This window comes from Bradyrhizobium sp. Crot121 (genome assembly GCF_059512385.1).
Genome location: NZ_JCAMOR010000003.1, coordinates 194,325 through 215,799, shown reverse-complemented (window position 1 = coordinate 215,799; position 21,475 = coordinate 194,325). Strand labels below are relative to the sequence as shown.

Sequence of the window (21,475 nt, the reverse complement as noted above, 5' to 3'; positions counted from 1 at the left end):
AGGTTAGCATGACTTTCCCTGCCATCCGATATAAGCATGTCGGAAGCTTAGGGAAATATGGCCCTCCCGTCATTGCGAGCGGAGCGAAGCAATCCATCCATCCCCGCGGAAAGTATGGATTGCTTGGTCGCTTCGCTCCTCGCAATGACGGCGGAGCGGGTGCAATGACGGTGGAACGAGTGGGTTCCTCTTGGGATGAGGTCGGATGAAAGTGATCGGACTCGCGGGCTGGAGCGGCGCCGGCAAGACCACCTTGCTGTCGCGCGTGATTCCGCATCTGCTGGCACAGGGTCTGCGCGTGTCCGTGATCAAGCATGCCCATCACGAATTCGATGTCGACGTGCCCGGCAAGGATTCCTGGGTGCACCGCCAGGCGGGCGCGACCGAGGTGCTGGTCTCCTCAAGCCGGCGCTGGGCCTTGATGCATGAGCTGCGCGGCGCCGGCGAGCCGCGGCTGGCCGAGCTGCTCGCCAAGATGTCGCAGGTCGATCTCGTCGTGGTCGAAGGCTTCAAGCGCGAGCCGCTGCGCAAGATCGAGGTGCATCGTGCCGCCAACAGCAAGCCGCTGCTGTTCCCCGATGATCCCGGCATTGTCGGGATCGCGACGGATGCGACGATTGAAACCCGGCTGCCGACCGCCCACCTCGATGATGTCACCGCCGTTGCCGCCATGATGCAGCGCGCCGCTGTTGCGGTCGACGAAATCCTGGCGAAGAGCGAGACCTGAAATGGCGCAACTGTCCGACGATTGCTTTGCCTCCAGCGGGCCGATGATGTCGGTCGGTGAGGCCGTGCGCCTGATCGCGACTCGGGTGACGGCGATAGCCGATATCGAGACCGTCGCGCTCGCGGAGGCCGACGGGCGCATCCTCGCCAATGAGATTTTAGCGCCGTTGCCGCTGCCGCCTTTTACCAATTCCGCCGTCGATGGCTATGCGGTCGCAAGCCGCGATCTTCCCACAGGTTCGGAACAGGCGTTTCCCATCAGCGGACGGGTACAGGCGGGCGCCGCGGCGAATGCGCCGATCGAGCGCGGTCATGCTGTGCGCATCTTCACGGGCGCGCCGATGCCTGACGGTGCCGACACCGTGTTCATGCAGGAGGACGTCCGCGTCGAGGGCGATAACGTCGTTCTGCCCGCAGGCCTGCAGCCGGGCGCCAATGTGCGGCCGGCGGGTGAAGACATTCCGCTCGGCCACGCCGCGTTGCAGATTGGAAAGCGCTTGCGCCCGCAGGATGTCGCGCTGGCCGCAGCGTTCGGCCTTGTCAGGCTCGACGTGATCAGGCGGATCCGCGTCGCGGTGTTCTCGACCGGCGATGAGCTGGTTTCGCCCGGAGAGCGCCGTGCGGCGCCGCAGCTCTTCGACTCCAACCGCTTCATGCTGATGGCGATGCTGCGGCGACTTGGCTGCGAGGTCAGTGACCTCGGCATTCTGCGCGACGAGCCTGCGAGCCTCGCACGCGCGCTGAAGGACGTCGCAGGCCACCACGATCTGATCCTCACCACCGGCGGCGTCTCGACTGGCGAGGAGGATCACGTCAAGGCCGGCGTCGAGAGCGTCGGCCGCCTGGTGCTGTGGCGGATGGCGATCAAGCCGGGGCGCCCGGTCGCGATGGGCATCATCGGCGGCACGCCGTTCATCGGCCTGCCGGGCAATCCCGTCGCGAGCTTCGTCACCTTCGTTCACGTGGTGCGGCCAACCATCCTGGCGCTGTCCGGCGGCGCGCCGGAGCCGCTGGTGCCGATGCCGGTGCGGGCCGGCTTCACCTACAAGAAGAAGGTCGGGCGCCGCGAATATGTCCGCGTCAATCTGCGTAAAGCGCCGGATGGTATGCTCGAAGCGATCAAGTTTCCGCGCGAGGGCGCGGGGCTGTTGTCGTCGCTGGTCGACACCGATGGCCTGGTCGAGCTTGGCGAACACATCACACACGTCGAGCCCGGCCAGACCGTCGGATTCCTGTCCTATGCAAGCCTGATCTGAAGCCGTCGCGTAGCGATTGACGCTGTGCGAATGCTTCGCCATGGTCGGAAACATGACGACGACAAAACTCGATCTCACCGGTCTCAAATGTCCGCTGCCCGCGCTCAAGACGCGCAAGGCACTGAAGGCGGTCAAGCCGGGTGATTTTCTCGAAGTGCTCTGCACCGATCCATTGTCGGTGATCGATATCCCGAACCTGATCCGCGAGACCGGCGACAAGGTCGAGATCACCGAGCGGAGCGAGAGCCGCATCGTGTTTTTGATCGAGAAGACAAATGGGACGATAGAGAAAATCAATGATGCCTCGTCCGCATCGCAACAATAGCCGTGCGCTGCAATAATCGCTCTGGTTGATACCTACCTTTTTCCTATCGACACATTTTAGCCCTTCTGTCCCAATTGAACCTCTCCGCGGTGTCGCGGAGATCAATGACGCTCGGGCTACACACGAGCGACTCCGGGCGGGGCACGTCTTCATTTATCAGGTTGGCGCCGTCACTGAGCATATTGTGTCGCGTCGGGGGTTGGGAATTCCGAAAAGCGCTTGATGATCTCTGGCGCACAGAAAGAAGTCGTGGAGCGGCAGCGCCGGTTCCGCGACGACAATTTGGTTGGATCAACGAAAGCGAGCACGCTCGATTGAAGAGCGGCCGCAGGGAGGATCGGATGACGACGATTAGCAGCACCGGCGCTGTGGCCGGCGCGGGGCTTGGTTTCCTCGACAAGGAGCACACGATTGCGACCGCCGGCTTCAACCGTTGGCTGGTGCCGCCGGCCGCACTCTGCATCCATCTGTGCATCGGCATGGCCTACGGCTTCTCGGTGTTCTGGCTGCCGCTGTCGCGCGCGATCGGATTGAACGCGCCGAAGGCCTGCCCCGATATCTCGCTGTGGCAGGAATTGTTCACGACCACCTGCGACTGGAAGGTGGCGAGTCTCGGGTGGATGTACACGCTGTTCTTCGTGCTGCTCGGCGTGTCCGCCGCGATCTGGGGCGGCTGGCTCGAACGTGTCGGTCCGCGCAAGGCAGGGTTCGTCGCGGCGCTGTGCTGGGCCGGCGGTCTCGTGATCGGCGCGCTCGGTGTCTACATCCATCAGCTCTGGCTGATGTGGCTGGGCGCCGGCGTGATCGGCGGCGTCGGCCTCGGGCTCGGCTATATCTCGCCGGTGTCGACATTGGTGAAATGGTTTCCCGATCGCCGCGGCATGGCGACCGGCATGGCCATCATGGGCTTCGGTGGCGGCGCCATGATCGGCGCGCCGCTTGCGAACCTCTTGATGAACTATTTCAAGACCCCGACCTCGGTCGGCGTCTGGGAAACGTTCCTGGCGATGGGCGTGATCTATTTCGTGTTCATGATGATCGGCGCCTTCCGCTATCGCATTCCGCCGACAGGCTGGCAGCCCGAGGGCTGGAAGCCAAAGGCCAAGGCGAATGCGATGATCTCGACCAACAACGTCCATCTCGACAATGCACACAAGACACCGCAGTTCTGGCTGATCTGGTGGGTGCTCTGCCTCAACGTCTCCGCAGGCATCGGCGTGATCGGCATGGCCTCGCCGATGCTGCAGGAGATCTTCGCCGGCAAGCTGATCGGGCTGCCTGCCATGGGCTTCAACCAGCTCGATGCGTCGCAGAAGGCGCAGATTGCCGGCATCGCGGCAGGCTTCGCCGGGCTGCTGTCGCTGTTCAACATCGGCGGCCGCTTCTTCTGGGCGTCGCTGTCGGACAAGATCGGGCGCAAGAACACTTACTACACGTTCTTCCTGCTCGGCATCGCGCTCTATGCGCTGGCGCCGACCTTCGCGGCGATGGGCTCGAAACTTCTGTTCGTGCTCGGCTTCGGCATCATCCTGTCGATGTATGGCGGCGGCTTTGCGACCGTACCGGCGTATCTCGCCGACATGTTCGGAACGCAGTTCGTGGGCGCCATTCACGGCCGGCTGCTGACGGCGTGGTCGACCGCCGGCATCATCGGCCCGGTCGTCGTGAACTATATCCGCGAGTTCCAACTCGCTGCCGGCGTTCCGCGCGACCAGCTCTACAACACCACGATGTACATCCTCTGCGCCATGCTGATCGCGGGCCTGATCTGCAACTACCTGGTCAAGCCCGTCGATGCGAAGTGGCACATGAGCGAGGCGGAAGTGGCAAAACTGCAGGCGGCGAGCGCGAGTGCGGATGCGGCCGGTCCGCATGGTTCCTACGGCATCGGGTTCGGCGGACTGGATGCCAAGGCCGCGCTGTTCTGGGCCTTTGTCGGCATTCCCCTGGCCTGGGGCGTCTGGAAGACGCTGGAGAGCGCGGTCAAGATCTTCTGATCGAGCTTGGCGCCGCGGGCGATGCGTTCGCCCGCGGCGCTTTTTTTCATCCATTCAATTGAACGAATAGAACAAGGGAATTTTCGCGATGTTTCGTATCGGAACTGGTGCCGCCGCCGCGCTGTTGATTACGAGCCTGCTGACTGCGGCTTCGGCCCAAACGCCCGCGCCTTCCGCGCCTGCCGCCGCGAGCGAGGCGAAGCCTTCCAGGGCGAAGCTGACGGCGCAAAAGCTGAAGGACATGAAGGCCAAATGGAGCGCCAACAGGGGCAAGTTGAAGACCTGTCGCCAGGAGGTCAAAGCCAAGGGATTGGCGGGGGACGACCGCTGGTTCTACATCGAGGACTGCATGGGTAAGACGTGAGGACAGGCTTGTCCGCGGGAAAGGGCAGGGGGCATGCTGCGGCGGGATGCCCCTAAATGCCTCTTTGGGCGCGATAATTTTCTCTTGGCATCTGGCATGCCAGAGATTAGAGTTGATCTAAAGAGCGGTAAAAACGAGATGTTTCAATGACTGTCCATGATGTGCACGAGGTTCGCAGCTTCGAGCATCCCGGTGCCGGGCGGCGCAAGGCCAAGGCGACGCCGAAGGGACGCCAGATCGATCCGACAGCCGCGCATGACGTCGAGCAGTTGCTCGGCGACCGGCCGCGCCGGCGCGATCTGTTGATCGAATTCCTGCACCTGATCCAGGACAAGTATCACCAGATCTCCGCCGCGCATCTCGCCGCGCTCGCGGACGAGATGAAATTGTCGTTCGCGGAAGTGTTCGAAACCGCGACCTTCTACGCGCATTTCGACGTGGTGAAGGAAGGTCAGCCGGATGTCGCGCCGCTTACCATCCGCGTCTGCGACTCGCTCACCTGCGCGATGCTCGGCGGCGAAAAGCTGCTGGAGCAATTGCAGGACTCGGCGGGTCCCGGCATCCGCGTGGTGCGCGCGCCCTGCGTCGGCCGCTGCGACACCGCGCCGGTCGCGGAAGTCGGCCACAACTTCGTCGATCAGGCGACGGTCGAGAGCGTGCTGGCGACGGCGAAGGCTGGCGAGACGCACGCGCATCTGCCTGATTATGTCGGCTACAACGCCTATGTTGCCGGCGGTGGCTACCGATTGCTGAACCGGCTGCGCGCGGGCGACGTGTCGAACGACGAGATCCTGAAGGCGCTCGACAACGCCTCGCTGCGCGGACTCGGCGGCGCGGGATTCCCCACCGGGCGCAAATGGCGCGCGGTGCTCGGCGAACCCGGGCCGCGGCTGATGGCGGTCAATGGCGACGAGGGCGAGCCCGGCACGATCAAGGATCGCTATTATCTCGAGACCGATCCGCATCGCTTCCTCGAGGGCATGCTGATCGGCGCCCACGTGGTCGAAGCCGCCGATGTCTACGTCTACATCCGCGACGAATATCCGGCGGTGCGCGAAATCCTCGCGCGCGAGATCGCAAAGCTTCCGGCCGGCGGTCCGCGCCTGCATCTGCGTCGCGGCGCCGGCGCTTACATCTGCGGCGAGGAATCCTCGCTGCTCGAGAGCATCGAGGGCAAGCGCGGATTGCCGCGGCACAAGCCACCTTATCCGTTCCAGGTCGGCCTGTTCGGCCTGCCGACGCTGATCAACAATGTCGAGACATTGTGGTGGGTGCGCGACATCGTCGAGAAGGGCGCGGACTGGTGGAAGAGCCACGGCCGCAACGAACGTCAGGGCCTGCGCAGCTATTCGGTCTCCGGCCGCGTGAAAAATCCCGGCGTGAAACTGGCGCCGGCCGGCATCACCGTGCGCGAGTTGATCGACGAATATTGCGGCGGCATGGCCGATGGCCACACCCTTCACGCTTATCTGCCGGGCGGCGCCTCCGGCGGCATCCTGCCGGCGACGATGGATGACATCCCGCTCGATTTCGGCACATTGGAAAAATACGGCTGCTTCATCGGCTCGGCCGCGATCGTGATCCTGTCGCAAGCGGATAGCGTGAAGGCGGCGGCGCTCAATCTGATGCGCTTCTTTGAGGACGAGAGCTGCGGGCAGTGCACGCCGTGCCGCGTCGGCACGCAGAAGGCGGCGATGCTAATGGAACGGCCGGTGTGGAACCGGGCGCTGCTCGAGGAACTGGGCCAGGCGATGCGCGATGCGTCGATCTGCGGTCTCGGCCAGGCCGCCTCGAATCCCCTGTCCTCCGTGATTAAATACTTCCCCGACGAGTTCAAGGAAGCTGCGGAATGACGACGATCCAGTTCGAACTCGACGGCAAGCAGGTCGAAGCGAAAGCAGGCGAGACCATCTGGCAGGTGGCAAAACGCCAGGGCCAGGAGATCCCGCATCTCTGCTATTCGCCGGCGCCGGACTATCGCCCCGACGGCAATTGCCGCGCCTGCATGGTCGAGATCGAAGGCGAGCGCGTGCTCGCCGCCTCCTGCAAGCGCACGCCGTCTGTCGGCATGAAGGTGAAGACGGCCTCTAGCCGCGCCGTTGCCGCGCAGAAGATGGTGATGGAGCTTCTGGTCGCCGACCAGCCGGCGCGCGAGACCTCGCACGATCCTGATTCAAAGTTCTGGCACTGGGCGGAGAAGACCGGCGTCACCGAGAGCCGCTTCCCGGCGGCGGAGCGCTGGGTGGGCGATGCCAGCCACCCGGCGATGCGCGTCAATCTCGACGCCTGCATCCAGTGCGGCCTGTGCGTGCGCGCCTGCCGCGAGGTGCAGGTCAACGACGTCATCGGCATGGCCTATCGCAATGCCGACGCCAAGATCGTGTTCGACTTCGACGATCCGATGGGAGAATCGACCTGCGTCGCCTGCGGCGAATGCGTGCAGGCCTGCCCGACCGGTGCGCTGATGCCCGCCGTGATGCTCGACGAGAAGCAGACCCGCGTTACTTATCCCGACCGCAAGGTGGATTCGCTCTGTCCGTTCTGCGGCGTCGGCTGCCAGGTGACCTATCAGGTCAAGGACGAGAAGGTGATCTATGCCGAAGGCCGCGACGGCCCGGCCAATCACAACCGGCTCTGCGTCAAGGGCCGCTTCGGCTTCGACTACATCCATCATCCGCATCGCTTGACCAAGCCGCTGGTGCGGTTGCCGAACGCCAGGAAGGACGCCAACGACCAGGTCGATCCGGCCAATCCGTTCACGCATTTTCGTGAGGCGAGCTGGGAGGAGGCGCTCGAGATCGCCGCGCGCGGCCTCGTCAAGATTCGCGACGAGAAGGGCGTGAAGGCGCTCGCCGGCTTCGGCTCGGCGAAAGGATCCAATGAGGAAGCCTATCTGTTTCAGAAGCTGGTGCGCACCGGCTTCGGCTCCAACAATGTCGATCACTGCACGCGGCTGTGCCACGCGTCATCAGTGGCGGCGCTGACGGAGGGCCTGAATTCCGGCGCGGTGTCGGCGCCGTTCTCGGCGGCAATGGATGCCGAGGTGATCATCGTGATCGGCGCCAATCCGACCGTGAACCATCCGGTGGCGGCGACCTATATCAAGAACGCGGCCAAGCGCGGCGCCAAGCTGATCGTGATGGACCCGCGGCTGCAGACGCTGTCGCGTCACGCCGATAAGCATCTCGCCTTCAAGCCGGGAAGCGACGTCGCGATGCTGAACGCGATGATCAACACGATCATCACCGAAGGCCTGACCGACGAGCAGTATATCGCCGGCTACACCGAAGGCTTCGACGAGCTGAAGGCCAAGATCGTGGACTTCACTCCGGAGAAGATGGCGCCGATCTGCGGTATCCCGGCCGAGACCTTGCGCGAAGTGGCGCGGCTCTACGCCCGCGCGAAATCCTCGATCATCTTCTGGGGCATGGGTATCAGCCAGCATGTCCATGGCACCGACAATGCGCGCTGCCTGATTGCGCTGGCGCTGATCACGGGTCAGGTCGGCCGTCCCGGCACCGGCCTGCATCCGCTGCGCGGCCAGAACAACGTGCAGGGCGCGTCCGACGCCGGCCTGATCCCGATGTTCCTGCCGGACTACCAGCCTGTCGGCCGCGTCGATCTGCGCGGCAAGTTCGAGGAGCTCTGGCAGAAGAGCCTCGATCCGGTGCGCGGGCTGACCGTGGTCGAGATCATGAACGCGATCCATGCCGGCGAGATCAACGGCATGTATATCGAGGGCGAAAATCCCGCGATGTCCGATCCCGATCTGCAGCATGCGCGCGAGGCGCTTGCCATGCTCGATCACCTCGTGGTGCAGGATCTCTTCGTCACCGAGACCGCGTTCCACGCCGACGTGATCCTGCCGGCTTCGGCCTTTGCGGAAAAGTCCGGCACCTTCACCAACACCGACCGCCGCGTGCAGCTCGCGCGCGAGGTGATCAAGCCGCCGGGCGACGCGCGGCAGGATCTCTGGATCATCCAGGAGATCGGAAAGCGCATGGGCCTGCCGTGGAACTACAGCGGTCCGGCTGATGTCTTTGCCGAGATGACCGAGCTGATGCCTTCGCTGAAGAACATCACCTGGGAACGCCTGGTGCGCGAGGGCGCGGTGACCTATCCGGTCGATGACCCAGATAAGCCCGGCAACGAGATCATCTTCACCACCGGTTTCCCGACCGAAAGCGGCCGCGGCAAGATCGTGCCGGCGCATGTCATCCCGCCAGATGAACTGCCCGACGCCGAATATCCCATGGTGCTCTCGACCGGCCGCGTGCTGGAGCACTGGCACACGGGATCGATGACCCGCCGCGCATCCGTGCTCGACCAGATCGAGCCGGAGGCGGTCGCCTTCATGTCGCCGAAGGACATGCGGCGCATGCAGCTCTGGCCGGGCGATTTCATCCGGCTGCAGACCCGCCGCGGCGCCGTCGAGGTGAAGGTGCGCTCCGACCGCGACGTGCCTGTCAACATGGTGTTCATGCCGTTCTGCTACGCGGAAGCTGCGGCCAACCTCTTGACCAATCCGGCGCTCGATCCGTTCGGCAAGATTCCGGAATTCAAGTTCTGCGCCGTGCGCGCGGAAAAGGCCGAGCTCCGCTCGGCAGCGGAGTAGGCGCTGCCGCCTTTATGCCGCTTCTATGCGGGATGGCGGCTGCGCAGCAGCGAAATGACACGATGGGCCAAGTGCGGACATCTGGCCGCAGCACGATAGGCCGATGGATTGATTTATCTCAAGGCTCTTTCCGAAACGCGGGCCCAGCTTACCTTCGCAAGGCGGCGACAATCGGGAGGTGAAGCATGTACCGGCATATTCTCATTCCGACAGATGGATCGGAGCTGGCGGAGCATGGGGTGGCGCATGGCTTGGCGCTGGCGAAATCCCTTGGAGCCAAGGTATCTGTAATCTTCGTTGTGGAACCGTTTTCAGAGATGTCAGGGCGGTTCCTTGAAGCAGTCGCAACATATGCCGAGCTGCGCAAGGAGCAGGCGACGAGCGCGTTGGATCGCGCGGCAAATGCGGCCAAGGAGGCCGGTGTTTCCTGCGAGACGATTCAAGCGGAGAACGGGCAACCGCATCAAGCCATCATCGCAGCAGCCGAGGACAAAGGCTGCGATCTCATCGTTATGTCATCGCATGGACGCAGCGGGCTTTCCGTGCTTCTCATCGGCAGTGTGACCAACAAGGTGCTGGCGCACGCGAAAACGCCCGTACTGGTTTGTCAGTAGCGACAAGTCGCCGGGGCGCTGCAGCCGCCGCACATTCTCTCCGAGAAAGTGGAACTGCTGATCAGCGCCTACGCACGATCTCTGCGCAAGCGCCGCGCGTTTGTCGCGGGGGAAAGCCGATTTTTCCACTTCTCCAGATCATGCTCCGGGCCGCGTACCGATAGACCTGGGCCTAACGCAACGATGTTGGATTCCGCTTTGCCCCGTAAGCGACGCGGTTGCCGGGCAGCCGCGGATGACGCGATGGACCAGAAGGCGACATGCCGGCTTGGCATGATATGGAAGAGGCCGCCAAAGAGGCCTGCCTGTATATCCGTTCCGGGTCATTCGCGTCGATTGGGCGATGCCGCAACCGCGTCCGGTCTCCCCCTAGCAGCAGGCGCCTTGGCGGCCGCCTCTGGCCACGAACGCACCGCCGCGGGACCCCGCGGCCTTACTTCGAGGCTTTGGTGATCTTGTGCTCCAAGTGGCCGGTCTCATGATCACGACGGACCTGGCTCAATGATGTCTCGTTCAGCTTAAGTAGAACCTCACGGAGCTTCTCTGTGTCAGGATAGCCAGCCGCGAAACTCTGACCGTACACCTTGCGCAACGTGCGAATGAGGGTGTTTCCGTGTTTGGCGCTGATTTCTCCGTCCTTGTTGCGGTGGCGATTGTCGAGAGTTGCCTTGCTCATGCTGCCCTCCATTGTGTCCGCGCCAACAGCATCCACCCGCCGAGACCAAATCGCAACAACGCGTGCTCGGGAAATACACTTTGCGCTGCATAGCTTTTGGTGGCCGTGGGCGATTGGCTCGCGGAGTGCTTGCTTGACTCGTCCCGCCTCCGTTCAATGCGACCACGGATACTAAAGGCATGTTCGGGACGTATTAGGTCAACGTTACTGACGCGCTCTTAGACCGCGAGTCGCTCTGCCACAGCGCTCGTTTTTGCTTTCACCAGCCTGGGCCGGGAGCAACAGGATGCATTGCATTACGGCAAGCTCCACGCTAGAGCAGCCGTAACTTCTAGAGGTAAACACATGTCATATGCCTATAAGCTGAATGAAGACGTTCACCACCAGCCCCAAGGTCCGCGAGGACGTGCCTCAACTGAGGCGCCAATGATTTATACCATCGTTCAACTTATGCCCATCGAGGCAGATGGACGTCTTAGATACCGCATCAAGAGCAAGTCGGAGAATATCGAGCGAGTCGTTACGGAAGATCAGCTTTCGTATTCTCAGTGATTTAGCGCGCTTGATGACGGTAGGAGCCTAGTCGTGCTGAATGATCGAGAAAATATCCTGCGTGCGCTCCGCGAGAAGCCGCTCAAAGTGTACGAGGTCATGAAACGCGCCAATGTCGTGAATGAAGAAGCTTGCCAATCCCTCCTGTTGAAAATGCGAGACGAAGGCCTGGTGAAGTTCGATATCAACAAAGGGCGATGGCGCATCGGATGATTCGTGAAATTGCGGGCGACCGTCCAGCGTTGATCACAGAAGACTCGCTGCGGCGATTAGGAACACGTTCAGACTTGAAGGACTGAGCGTCCCGCAGCACCCGATGGCGGCAGATCAGCCGCGACGATTCTTCCTTGCCTTCTTTCCGAATGCGGCTTTCGCAGGCGACGCGTTTGCCGGCTGCCGCTGTCCAGCATGGCCGGACTTGTTCCGGTGTTTCTTTTTCTTTCCGAAACCAGGCTCGCTGGCAAATTTCGACCCGCTTTCGCGGTGAGGCTTGCCGCGTTGCTTCGGTCCTGTCGCGTCACGAGAATTGTCGCTTCGACGAGCATTGTGATCGAAGTCGCCGGCTTCGCGCCAAGGCGAGTGTGACTGCTTTTCCAAAGGTGCCTGATCTGGGGGAGTGTCTGCCAGCGGCTCGATGCGGATGTTGTCTTCCTTATCCGGACGTCGGATCTTGGCGGCGAAGGATCCTGCGACCCGCTCGGAAATTTCGAACTCGGTGGTGGTGTCCAGAATCCGGATGGCGCCAATGTCACGCTTGTCGATGCCGCCACGACGGCAAATCATCGGCAAGAGCCAGCGCGCTTCTGCATTCTTTTTTCGTCCGATGGCGGCCCGGAACCATACGCTGGCCTCCGCCATGCCGTGACGCGACGATGATCTTCCCGTTTTCGATCGGGGCCCGCTGGGGCGTTCATCGCCGCGCGATGTCCGGATGTGTTCTCGACCGCTGTCGTCACGAGGTCGGCTGCGATCCTGGCCGGGATCGAGAATGTCTTCGGGCGAAGGAAGCCGCGCGCGATAAAGCCGCGCGAGCGCCGCGGCGATATCCTCGGCCGACCGCTCGGCAAGCAATGCCCGCGCCAGCACCAGATCGTCGGCGGTCGTCTCCTCGGTGAAAACGGCATCCGTGAGCATACGTTCATGATCGAGCCTGCGGATTTCATCGGCCTGGGGAGCCGTGCCCCAGACGACGTCAATGCCGGCCAGATTCAGCAGCAGTTCCGCGCGTCGTTTTCGGGCGGGCGGCACCAGTAGGATGCTCGCGCCCTTGCGGCCCGCACGACCGGTGCGGCCCGAGCGGTGCTGCATGACCTCCGCGTCCTTTGGCAGATCCGCATGAATGACGAGGTCGAGGCTCGGCAGGTCGATACCGCGCGCCGCCACGTCAGTCGCCACGCAGACGCGCGAACGTCCGTCGCGCAACGCCTGCAGCGCCAGGGTTCGCTCGTTCTGCGTCATTTCACCGGAGAGAGCGACCACGGAAAACCCACGCTCGAGCAGCGCCGCCTGCAAATGCCTGACCGCATCTCTCGTGTTGCAAAACACAAGTGCGCTCGGCGATTCGAAAAAGCGCAATACGTTGACGACCGCGTGCTCGACATCATCAGGAGCAATCCGGATGGCGCGGTACTCGATATCGGCATGACCGCCTTCGTCGCCCGCGACCTCGATCCGAGAGGCCTGTTGCTGGTACTGTTTTGCCAGCGCAACGATGCCGCGCGGAAAAGTCGCCGAGAACAACAACGTGCGGCGCGTGTCCGGCGTGGTCTTGAGGATGAATTCCATATCCTCGCGAAAACCGAGATTGAGCATTTCATCGGCCTCGTCGAGGACGACAGCCTTCAATTCCGAGATGTCGAGATGGCCGCGCCGCAAGTGATCGCACAATCGGCCGGGCGTCCCGACCACGATGTGAGCGCCCGCGGCAAGCTCGCGCTGTTCGCGGCGCGGATCCATGCCGCCGACGCAGGAGACGACGCGCGCATCCGCGTATTGATAAAGCCATGCGAGTTCGCGATGGACCTGCAAGGCGAGTTCGCGCGTTGGCGCGACGATCAAGGCAAGCGGCGCGGCCGCCCGCTGAAACCGCTCGACGCTGCCCAAAAGATCCTTTGCAATTGCCAGCCCGTAAGCGACGGTCTTGCCCGAGCCGGTTTGGGCCGAAACGAGAAGGTCGCGGTCGACAGCTTCTGCCGCAAGCACGGCGATCTGGACAGGGGTCGGCCGATCGTAGCTGCGCTCGGCTAAAGCTCGGGCGAGCGGCGGACTTGTGGTCGGGAATGACACGAGATGGAAACCTTTGTTGGCTCAGGCGCAGAACGTCGAGCCGAGTGACTTGAAGCTGCGTGCCCGGCAGACGGCACAGCCGCACGCGCGGCGATCTGATTCAGATGCTTTACGCCAAGAGAAGCCAGATCGCTACCCCAGGATGAGGTTGACGGTCAGGGATGAGCCGGCGCGACTTCCGCTCCGGGTCATTTTCGACCGACTCTATCGGCTTTACCTGCGATGTAATGTCCGTTTGTCCCCAAAGCAACCAGTGCCGGGACTCAGCCAAGAACTAGCGTTTGGCTGGATGCCTGTGCTGCAAACTTTCCCTACACAACTTGCTACGACCGCTTCGCTCGCTGGTGGCGCACCGGTGCGGCGGGCAAAGTATCCTGCACGTCAGACCATTCTTCGTCGCCGAGTTCGGCGATCGCCTTCGTGACCTCGTCCTTGGCCGCATCGTTCAACTGAACGATCGGGAGGCGCGTATTCGGCTGGATCAGCCCAAGCAGCGACAGCGCGTACTTCAGCGCCGCTGGATGCTCGGCGGCGAGCAGCCCGGCAATCGGGAACAGGCGGCTGAACAGATACCCGGCCGATTGCGGTCGTCCTTCCCTATGGCTTGCAAGAACCGCCTGGCAGAGTTCCGGTACGAGGTTCGCGACTGCCGAGATGCAGCCGTGTCCGCCGCCGCCCATGAAGGGCAGCGCGATCAAGTCATCGCCCGAAAGCAAGCGGAAATGCGGCGGCAGCGACGTGCGTATGCGGACCAGGCGTCCGACATCGCCGCTGCTGTCGCGCAATCCGATGAACTGCTCGGATTCAGCTAGGCGCTTGAGCGTTGCGTCGGAGAGTTCGCGAAGGGTGCGCGAGGGAACGTCGTGCAGGATAACCGGAAGCGCGGTCGCCTCGGCAATGGCGCGGAAATGCGCGTAGATGCCCGCCTGCATCGGCTTGTTGTAATAGGGGACCACCGAGAGCACGGCATCGGCACCGGCTGCCTCCGCCTGCCGCGTCAGTTCGACCGCGCGGTCTGTTGCGTTGGATCCGGCGCCGGCGATGACGCTGATACGGCCATGCGCGACCTCGACGGCGCGGCGAACGAGGCCGGCCTTCTCTCCCGTCGTCAGGGTTGGCGCCTCGCCCGTGGTCTCGCCGACCACGATCGCACTGGCGCCGGCTGCGATCTGACGCTCGCAGAGCCGCGCAAAGGCATCGAAATCGATCTCGCCGTCTTCGTCGAACGGCGTTGGAAGATCGGGGATGTAGCCCGCGAGCCAGTCCTGTTTCATGTGTCGTCCTTCGGAATAGGCACCGCATTCAATATCTGGCGGCGCGTGAGCGCGTGCCGGGGAGTGGAGCATTGCTGCGCGGTGCCAATCCGCGCCACAGCCAGTTGTTGACCTTGGGCTTTCTTGTGCGCGGCGGCGCCGTATCGATTTCGATTTCGACCGCGCTTGCGAATGCCCGCCTCGCGCGGGGATCCTCGATCCGCTCAAGATACTGACGCAAGGTGGCGTCGGCGCCGTCGTTCTGCCGCAGAATGGCGCTGCAGAGGTCGGCACTGATCTTGCGGAAGAAGCTGAAACTCGGCTGCTCCTCATAGCGGCGGCCGCCGCGGTCGATCTCGGCGGCTATCGCCATCACGTTCAACCGATCGGCATTATCGAGCGTTACGGCAAAGCGCAGAAGCGCCAGTTGCCAGGCGCGCAGCAGCCTGCTGTGCCATTCAACCGGATCCTGCGATTCCATTGGTAACGCCTTCCCAGCCGCGCAAATGCTTCGCGGTTCACGCCGCTCTTTCCATTTGTGCGAAACCCTGCCGGTGAGCGGCAAGCACGAGGCCGCGTTGGCACCTCACGCCTGCCTCGATCCGGAAGCCCATTTGCTCCAGCTTCCTTCGGATGTTGAGGCAGAATTCGCCTTCACGAGAGTCGATCAGGATCGCAATGGTGGCGTTCGCGCTGAGGAATTGCGAGACTTCCAGGAGCGCCGCCTCGGTCGCCGCCAGGGATTTGTCTCCCGTGAGCAGGCCGATGCTGTGCTGTCTCCTGGGCACCCGGCAGGTTGCGGTTGTCGCGACCTGAACGAAGCCGCGCCTGCGCAGCGAAAGATAGAGCTCCATGGCTCCACTTCCCGCGATGATCGTGCGGTGCAGGTTGGACAGGTGCGTCAGTGTGATCATCGTATCGAGGACCTGGTCGCGGTCGGCAACTAAACAAGGCTGCATCATCTGACTCCTCCTGAATGTAGGCCGCGAACCGGATCAGGCGACGCGTCGCGCGGCTGTTGCTTGTGACGGCGCGGCGGAGGAACTGCGGTTCATGTCAAGTTCGAATTCGCGCGACAGTTCGACGATGGTTTCTGGATGATGCCCGTTCTCGAACAGCGCGTATTTGACTGCCTGGGAGCGATTGACGAACAGCCCGCCGTAGAGACCGTTCTGTTCCTGGGCGACCCACTCGCCGCGCCGGTTCCTTCCGATAAAGACGATAGGCGAAGCAGAGCTACACGATGGAGGTTCGTCGAGTTTTATGTTCACGAGTTTCATTTTTGTGATTCCTTCACGAGACTTGGTAACGCGTTCAATATCTTTGTGGGTGGATATGAAATCGAGGAGGGCGGGTGAGCGATCTCATAAGGGACGTATAAGGTCGCCGGGCCGTCGCGTCGGTTATCGCCCGGTGGCCGAGGCGAGCGCGCAAAGCGCGGCATAGGCTGCCATCTCGTCCCAATGGTTGAGATCGGCATCCATGAACTGCTCCCGCCGTATCAGGGCGATGACGGCACAGAGCACGGTGGACATCCAGAGCAGCGCGATGAAGCTGCGGCCAAAGCCGATGCTCCCGAACAGCGCGAAACCGCTCAGGATCAGCAACCGAAACACAAATCGAACCAGGACCTGGGCGGATTTCAGCTTTTGCGGCAGGTTTGGCAGTGGCTGCACGGCGCTGCTCGCTCAGGCGAAATTGTCGCTCAGCATCGGCTGGTAGAAGCCGTCGGCATGACGTTCGACGCTCGGCACGCTGGGGCGGCTCGATGGTGCGGCGATCTGCTGTGCCTCGACGAACGCGCTCAAGATGGCGAGCGCCAGATCGGCATGATGGGTCTCGATCGATTGATCGAGCCAGTCGGGCAGTTCGCGCTCGCGCGATAGCGCGCAGTACCATTCGCCGTCGTCATAGGCGAGGCGACGAACCTGCCATTGTGGCAGTTCGAGGTCGAGCAGCGCCAGCGCTGCATCGGTCCACGCGCCCAGTTTGATCAGTGCCTCGACGCGCGCCGTCTTGTCGCGCCGTCCTTGCGAGGGAAAGCGTCGGCAATAGTCGCGGATGAGGTCGGACATCAGTTCGACTGTCACTCTACCGGCGTCCCGCGGCCGAAGGCCGAAGTCGGCGGTCAAGGGTTCTGAAAGCAGTGACATGGCGAGACCTATCAATCATGCGGCTTGACGAAATGCCGCAGGTCAAAAGTGGTCAAAACGCCATTTGAAAACGAGATGGGGCGGCGGCCGGAAATATAGGGATTTCATAAAGATGGACGGGGCGCGCGATGCCGAACCTCACGCGTCGTCCCGACAAACGCCAGGGCCCAGATCACCATTCTGTGTTTGGAAGCGTGCTGTGGCGGCCCCACCTCTTTGACGATACCGGAGGTTGTGGGTCCCGGCTAGGCCAAGGGCTCGCCGCGGCGCGCGAGCCTGAGAAGCGGATCTTTATAAGATTCCTATAACGACGCCGCAGCCTACATCTCGAAAACCTATGCGGCGGGTGGCACCTCACCTCGGAACCAGAACGGGCCTTTGTCGGCCCGTTATGCATAGGAGCCTCCAATGCTTGATCTCGTCATGCTGGCGCTCATCGCGGCATTTTTCGCGGCCGGCATAGGCTACGCCTACGCCTGCGAACGGCTGTGAGGGGGCGCGCCATGATTTTCGACTATTCGCTCGCCGGCCTCGTCTCGCTCGGCCTTCTCTTCTATCTCACCTATGCGCTGCTGCGCCCTGAGCGGTTTTGATCAGCGCCATGTTCATGATTGGGCAGCTTCTCCTGGCAGATGCGGCGCTGACCATCCTGTTGGTCGGCGTGCTTGCCGTGCTGCTGCGCTCAAAGCCCATTCGAAAGGTTTAATGCCATGACCGCCATCGGCTGGTTCCAAATAATCCTCTTTTGCGCCGTCGTCGTCGCGCTGGTGAAGCCGCTCGGCTGGTACATGACGCGCGTCTTCAACGGCGAGGCGACTTTCTTGTCGCCGGTGCTGCGCCCGGTGGAGCGCGGGTTCTACTGGATCAGCGGCGTCGACGAAAGGCGCGAACAGCACTGGCTGACCTATACGGTCGCGATGCTTCTGTTTCATATCGGCGGTTTCCTGATCATCTACGGCGTGATGCGGCTGCAGGCCGTGTTGCCGTTCAATCCGGCGGACCAGGCCGCCGTTGCCCCGGATCTGTCGTTCAACACCGCGGTCTCCTTTCTCACCAACACCGACTGGCAGAACTACGGCGGCGAGAGCACGGTGTCGTACCTGGTCCAGATGCTCGGCCTGACGCACCAGAACTTCCTCTCGGCTGCGACCGGCATGGTGCTCGCGGTGGCGTTGATCCGGGGCTTCGCCCGCGCCTCTGTACGCACGATCGGCAATTTCTGGGTCGATATCACCCGCTGCACGCTCTACATCCTGCTGCCGATCTGCATCGTCTATTCGCTGTTCCTGGTGTCGCAGGGCATGCCGCAGACGCTCGGGCCCTATGTCGATGCAACCACGCTCGAAGGCGCCAAGCAGATCGTCGCCGTCGGCCCGGTGGCCTCGCAGGTCGCGATCAAGATGCTCGGCACCAATGGTGGCGGCTTCTTCAACGCCAACGCTGCGCATCCGTTCGAGAATCCGACGGCGCTGTCGAACTTCGTGCAGATGCTCTCGATCTTTGTGATCGGCGCCGCGTTCACCAACGTGTTCGGCCGCATGGTCGGCAACCAGCGGCAGGGCTGGGCGATCCTCGCGGTAATGGGCGTGCTGTTCGTCGCCGGCGTTTTGGTCTGCTACTGGGCCGAGGCCAACGGCACCACCGCGCTGCATGCGCTGGGGCTGTCCGGCGGCAACATGGAAGGCAAGGAAGTCCGCTTCGGCATCGTCGCGTCGTCGCTGTTCGCCGTCGTCACCACCGCGGCGTCCTGCGGCGCCGTCAATGCCATGCATGACAGCTTCACCGCGCTCGGCGGCATGATCCCGCTGGTTAACATGCAACTCGGCGAAATCATCGTCGGCGGCGTCGGCGCCGGCCTTTATGGCATGCTGCTGTTCGTCGTGCTGGCGATCTTCGTCGCCGGCCTGATGGTCGGCCGTACGCCGGAATATGTCGGCAAGAAGATCGAGGCGCGCGAGGTCAAGATGGCGATGCTCGCGATCCTGGTGCTGCCGCTGATGTATCTCGGCTGGACCGCGGTCGCCGTGGTGCTGCCGTCCGCGGTTGCTTCGATGGCCAATGCCGGCCCGCACGGCTTCACCGAGGTGCTCTATGCCTTCACCTCGGCGACCGGCAATAACGGCTCGGCCTTTGCAGGGCTGACCGGCAACACCTTCTTCTACAACCTGACGCTCGCCAGCGCGATGTTCGTCGGCCGCTTCTTCATGATCGTGCCGGCAATGGCGATTGCGGGTTCGCTGGCGCAGAAGAAGTCGGTCCCGCCGTCGGCCGGCACGTTCCCGACCACCGGCGGCCTGTTCGTCGGTCTCGTCGTCGGCGTGATCCTGATCATCGGCGGCCTCACCTTCTTCCCGGCGCTGGCGCTCGGACCGATCGTCGAGCATCTCGCCATGAACGCCAACACCCTGTTCTGATCGAATTAATTGGAGTCACATCCATGGAAACCATGAAACTGCAAAAGCAGGTGAGGGCGTCGACCATGCTCGACCCCAAAATCCTGGTACCTGCGATCAAATCGTCCTTCATCAAGCTCGATCCGCGGCTGATGGCGAAGAACCCCGTGATGTTCGTGGTCGAGATCGTCGCCGCGCTCACCACGGTGATCTTCTTGCGTGACCTCGTCACCGGCGCGGAGAACATCGGCTTCACTTTCCAGATCATCCTGTGGCTCTGGTTCACGGTGCTGTTCGCCAATTTCGGCGAAGCCGTCGCCGAGGGACGCGGCAAGGCGCAGGCGGATTCGCTGAAGAAGACCCGCACCGAGAGCCAGGCCAAGCTGCTGGAAGGTTCGGGGCGGAACTACCGCCTCGTCCCCGGCACCACGCTCAAGGTCGGCGACATCGTTCTGGTCGAGGCCGGCGACATCATCCCGTCCGACGGCGAGGTGATCGAAGGCGTGGCCTCGGTCAACGAAGCCGCGATCACTGGCGAGTCCGCGCCCGTGATCCGTGAATCCGGCGGCGACCGTTCGGCGGTGACCGGCGGCACGCAGGTGCTGTCGGACTGGATCCGCGTCCGCATCACAGCGGCGCAGGGCTCGACCTTCATCGACCGCATGATCCGGCTGGTCGAAGGCGCCGAGCGGCAGAAGACGCCGAACGAGATTGCGCTGAACATCCTGCTGGCCGGCCTCACCATCATCTTCGTGTTCGCGACCGTGACGATCCCGAGCTACGCGGCCTATGCCGGCGGCTCGATCTCGGTCGTGGTGCTGGTGGCGCTGTTCGTGACGCTGATCCCGACCACGATCGGCGCGCTGCTCTCGGCGATCGGCATCGCCGGCATGGACCGCCTGGTGCGCTTCAACGTGCTGGCAATGTCCGGCCGCGCGGTGGAAGCCGCCGGCGACGTCGACACGCTGTTGCTCGACAAAACCGGCACCATCACGCTCGGCAACCGCCAGGCGACCGCGTTCCGCCCCGTGCGTGGCGTCACCGAGCAGGAGCTTGCCGATGCCGCGCAGCTCGCCTCGCTCGCCGACGAGACGCCGGAAGGCCGTTCCATCGTCGTGCTGGCCAAGGAGAAATACGGCATCCGCAGCCGCGACATGCATGAGCTCGCCGCGACCTTCGTGCCGTTCACCGCGCAGACCCGCATGAGCGGCATCGATGCCGGCTCGTCCGCGGTCCGCAAGGGCGCGGTGGATGCGATCCTCAACTATATCGGCGGCGGCACCGCGCAGTCGCTGGCGAGCGGCAATGCTGTCCGCGCCCTCCAGGCCAATGTCAACACCGACGCCGCGCGCGAACTGCAGAGCATTGCCGACGAGATCGCCAAGGAAGGCGGCACGCCGCTCGCCGTGGCCAAGGACGGCCGGCTGCTCGGCGTCATCCACCTCAAGGATATCGTCAAGGGCGGCATCCGCGAGCGTTTCGCCGAGCTGCGCCGCATGGGCATCCGCACCGTGATGATCACCGGCGACAATCCGATGACCGCGGCGGCGATCGCGGCCGAAGCCGGCGTCGACGACTTCCTGGCGCAGGCCACGCCCGAGGACAAGCTCAAGCTGATCCGCGACGAGCAGGCCAAGGGCAAGCTGGTGGCGATGTGCGGCGACGGCACCAACGACGCGCCGGCGCTCGCGCAAGCCGACGTCGGCGTCGCCATGAACACCGGCACCCAGGCCGCGCGCGAAGCCGGCAACATGGTCGATCTCGACTCCAACCCGACCAAGCTGATCGAGGTGGTCGAGATCGGCAAGCAGCTCCTGATGACCCGCGGTGCGCTGACGACGTTCTCGATCGCCAACGATGTCGCGAAATATTTCGCAATCATCCCGGCGATGTTCCTGGCGTTCTATCCGCAGCTCGGCGTGCTCAACATCATGGGCCTTTCGAGCCCGCAGAGCGCGATCCTGTCCGCGATCATCTTCAACGCGCTGATCATCATCGCGTTGATCCCGCTGGCGCTGAAGGGCGTGGCCTATCGCGCCATCGGCGCCGGCGCGTTGCTCCGCCGCAACCTGATGATCTACGGCTTAGGGGGCATCATCATCCCCTTCATCGGCATCAAGGCGATCGACCTCGCGGTCGCAGCCTTGCACCTGGCTTAATGGACACCGTCATTGCGAGGAGCGAAGCGACGAAGCAATCCACGATCTTGCCCCGCGGCCCGATGGATGGCTTCGCTTCGCTCGCAATGACGAGAATTAGGAGAGA

At 63.0% G+C, this 21,475-nt stretch carries 20 protein-coding genes; 12 read left to right on the top strand and 8 right to left on the bottom strand.

Annotated features, from left to right (window positions below):
- Positions 1 to 205: 205 nt before the first annotated feature.
- The 8 genes from mobB (at position 206) to AC5ZGW_RS05100 (ending at position 9,897) form a co-directional block, all read left to right on the top strand.
- Complete coding sequence (gene mobB, locus AC5ZGW_RS05135) at positions 206 to 727, top strand: molybdopterin-guanine dinucleotide biosynthesis protein B (RefSeq protein ID WP_130224521.1); 522 nt, start codon at positions 206 to 208, stop codon at positions 725 to 727.
- Position 728: 1 nt separating this feature from the next.
- On the top strand, positions 729 to 1,982 hold the full coding sequence (locus AC5ZGW_RS05130) for a molybdopterin molybdotransferase MoeA (protein ID WP_130224519.1): 1,254 nt from the start codon (positions 729 to 731) through the stop codon (positions 1,980 to 1,982).
- Between the two features lie 52 nt (positions 1,983 to 2,034).
- A complete protein-coding gene (locus AC5ZGW_RS05125) occupies positions 2,035 to 2,307 on the top strand; it encodes a sulfurtransferase TusA family protein (protein WP_028166541.1) in 273 nt (90 codons plus the stop codon).
- A 341-nt stretch (positions 2,308 to 2,648) separates the two neighbouring features.
- Positions 2,649 to 4,304 carry an OFA family MFS transporter gene (locus AC5ZGW_RS05120; protein ID WP_130224515.1) on the top strand — a complete coding sequence of 552 codons (1,656 nt, stop codon included), beginning with the start codon at positions 2,649 to 2,651 and terminating at the stop codon, positions 4,302 to 4,304.
- A gap of 88 nt (positions 4,305 to 4,392) precedes the next feature.
- Entirely contained in the window at positions 4,393 to 4,668 is a 276-nt protein-coding gene (locus AC5ZGW_RS05115) for a hypothetical protein (RefSeq protein ID WP_130224513.1), read from the top strand.
- Between the two features lie 146 nt (positions 4,669 to 4,814).
- The gene (locus AC5ZGW_RS05110; protein WP_130224511.1) at positions 4,815 to 6,521 is read left to right on the top strand and encodes an NADH-ubiquinone oxidoreductase-F iron-sulfur binding region domain-containing protein; all 1,707 of its coding nucleotides are present in this window, start codon (positions 4,815 to 4,817) and stop codon (positions 6,519 to 6,521) included.
- Positions 6,518 to 9,283, top strand: coding sequence for a formate dehydrogenase subunit alpha (fdhF, locus tag AC5ZGW_RS05105; protein WP_130224509.1), 2,766 nt, complete (start codon positions 6,518 to 6,520; stop codon positions 9,281 to 9,283). Before AC5ZGW_RS05110 ends, fdhF begins: the two co-directional genes overlap by 4 nt.
- A 185-nt stretch (positions 9,284 to 9,468) precedes the next feature.
- Complete coding sequence (locus AC5ZGW_RS05100; protein ID WP_130224507.1) at positions 9,469 to 9,897, top strand: universal stress protein; 429 nt, start codon at positions 9,469 to 9,471, stop codon at positions 9,895 to 9,897.
- Between the two features lie 433 nt (positions 9,898 to 10,330).
- Here the strand turns inward: AC5ZGW_RS05100 and AC5ZGW_RS05095 are convergent, their stop codons facing one another.
- Entirely contained in the window at positions 10,331 to 10,573 is a 243-nt protein-coding gene (locus AC5ZGW_RS05095; protein WP_130224505.1) for a hypothetical protein, read from the bottom strand.
- 585 nt (positions 10,574 to 11,158) lie between these two features.
- Between AC5ZGW_RS05095 and AC5ZGW_RS05090 the strand changes: the two genes are divergently transcribed.
- Positions 11,159 to 11,338, top strand: a complete 180-nt coding sequence (locus AC5ZGW_RS05090) for a hypothetical protein (RefSeq protein ID WP_035691301.1) — start codon at positions 11,159 to 11,161, stop codon at positions 11,336 to 11,338.
- 114 nt (positions 11,339 to 11,452) lie between these two features.
- Here the strand turns inward: AC5ZGW_RS05090 and AC5ZGW_RS05085 are convergent, their stop codons facing one another.
- From AC5ZGW_RS05085 to AC5ZGW_RS05055, 7 genes are all read right to left on the bottom strand, one after another.
- Entirely contained in the window at positions 11,453 to 13,411 is a 1,959-nt protein-coding gene (locus AC5ZGW_RS05085; protein ID WP_130224503.1) for a DEAD/DEAH box helicase, read from the bottom strand.
- Between the two features lie 323 nt (positions 13,412 to 13,734).
- Entirely contained in the window at positions 13,735 to 14,685 is a 951-nt protein-coding gene (dapA, locus tag AC5ZGW_RS05080; protein ID WP_130224501.1) for a 4-hydroxy-tetrahydrodipicolinate synthase, read from the bottom strand.
- 28 nt (positions 14,686 to 14,713) lie between these two features.
- Complete coding sequence (locus AC5ZGW_RS05075) at positions 14,714 to 15,145, bottom strand: hypothetical protein (RefSeq protein ID WP_130224499.1); 432 nt, start codon at positions 15,143 to 15,145, stop codon at positions 14,714 to 14,716.
- 37 nt (positions 15,146 to 15,182) lie between these two features.
- Entirely contained in the window at positions 15,183 to 15,623 is a 441-nt protein-coding gene (locus AC5ZGW_RS05070; protein ID WP_245474582.1) for a hypothetical protein, read from the bottom strand.
- 36 nt (positions 15,624 to 15,659) lie between these two features.
- Positions 15,660 to 15,929 (bottom strand): hypothetical protein, encoded by a 270-nt coding sequence (locus AC5ZGW_RS05065; RefSeq protein WP_165435095.1) that lies wholly within the window; start codon positions 15,927 to 15,929, stop codon positions 15,660 to 15,662.
- Between the two features lie 138 nt (positions 15,930 to 16,067).
- Complete coding sequence (locus AC5ZGW_RS05060) at positions 16,068 to 16,340, bottom strand: hypothetical protein (protein WP_245287463.1); 273 nt, start codon at positions 16,338 to 16,340, stop codon at positions 16,068 to 16,070.
- 12 nt (positions 16,341 to 16,352) lie between these two features.
- Positions 16,353 to 16,754, bottom strand: a complete 402-nt coding sequence (locus AC5ZGW_RS05055; protein ID WP_245474581.1) for a hypothetical protein — start codon at positions 16,752 to 16,754, stop codon at positions 16,353 to 16,355.
- A gap of 566 nt (positions 16,755 to 17,320) precedes the next feature.
- On the opposite strand from AC5ZGW_RS05055, the gene AC5ZGW_RS05050 reads away from it, so the two are divergent.
- From AC5ZGW_RS05050 to kdpB, 3 genes are all read left to right on the top strand, one after another.
- A complete protein-coding gene (locus AC5ZGW_RS05050) occupies positions 17,321 to 17,410 on the top strand; it encodes a K(+)-transporting ATPase subunit F (RefSeq protein ID WP_016846764.1) in 90 nt (29 codons plus the stop codon).
- Between the two features lie 117 nt (positions 17,411 to 17,527).
- On the top strand, positions 17,528 to 19,231 hold the full coding sequence (kdpA, locus tag AC5ZGW_RS05045; protein WP_130224491.1) for a potassium-transporting ATPase subunit KdpA: 1,704 nt from the start codon (positions 17,528 to 17,530) through the stop codon (positions 19,229 to 19,231).
- Positions 19,232 to 19,254: 23 nt separating this feature from the next.
- Positions 19,255 to 21,369 carry a potassium-transporting ATPase subunit KdpB gene (kdpB, locus tag AC5ZGW_RS05040; RefSeq protein WP_130224489.1) on the top strand — a complete coding sequence of 705 codons (2,115 nt, stop codon included), beginning with the start codon at positions 19,255 to 19,257 and terminating at the stop codon, positions 21,367 to 21,369.
- The last annotated feature ends 106 nt before the right edge of the window (positions 21,370 to 21,475 follow it).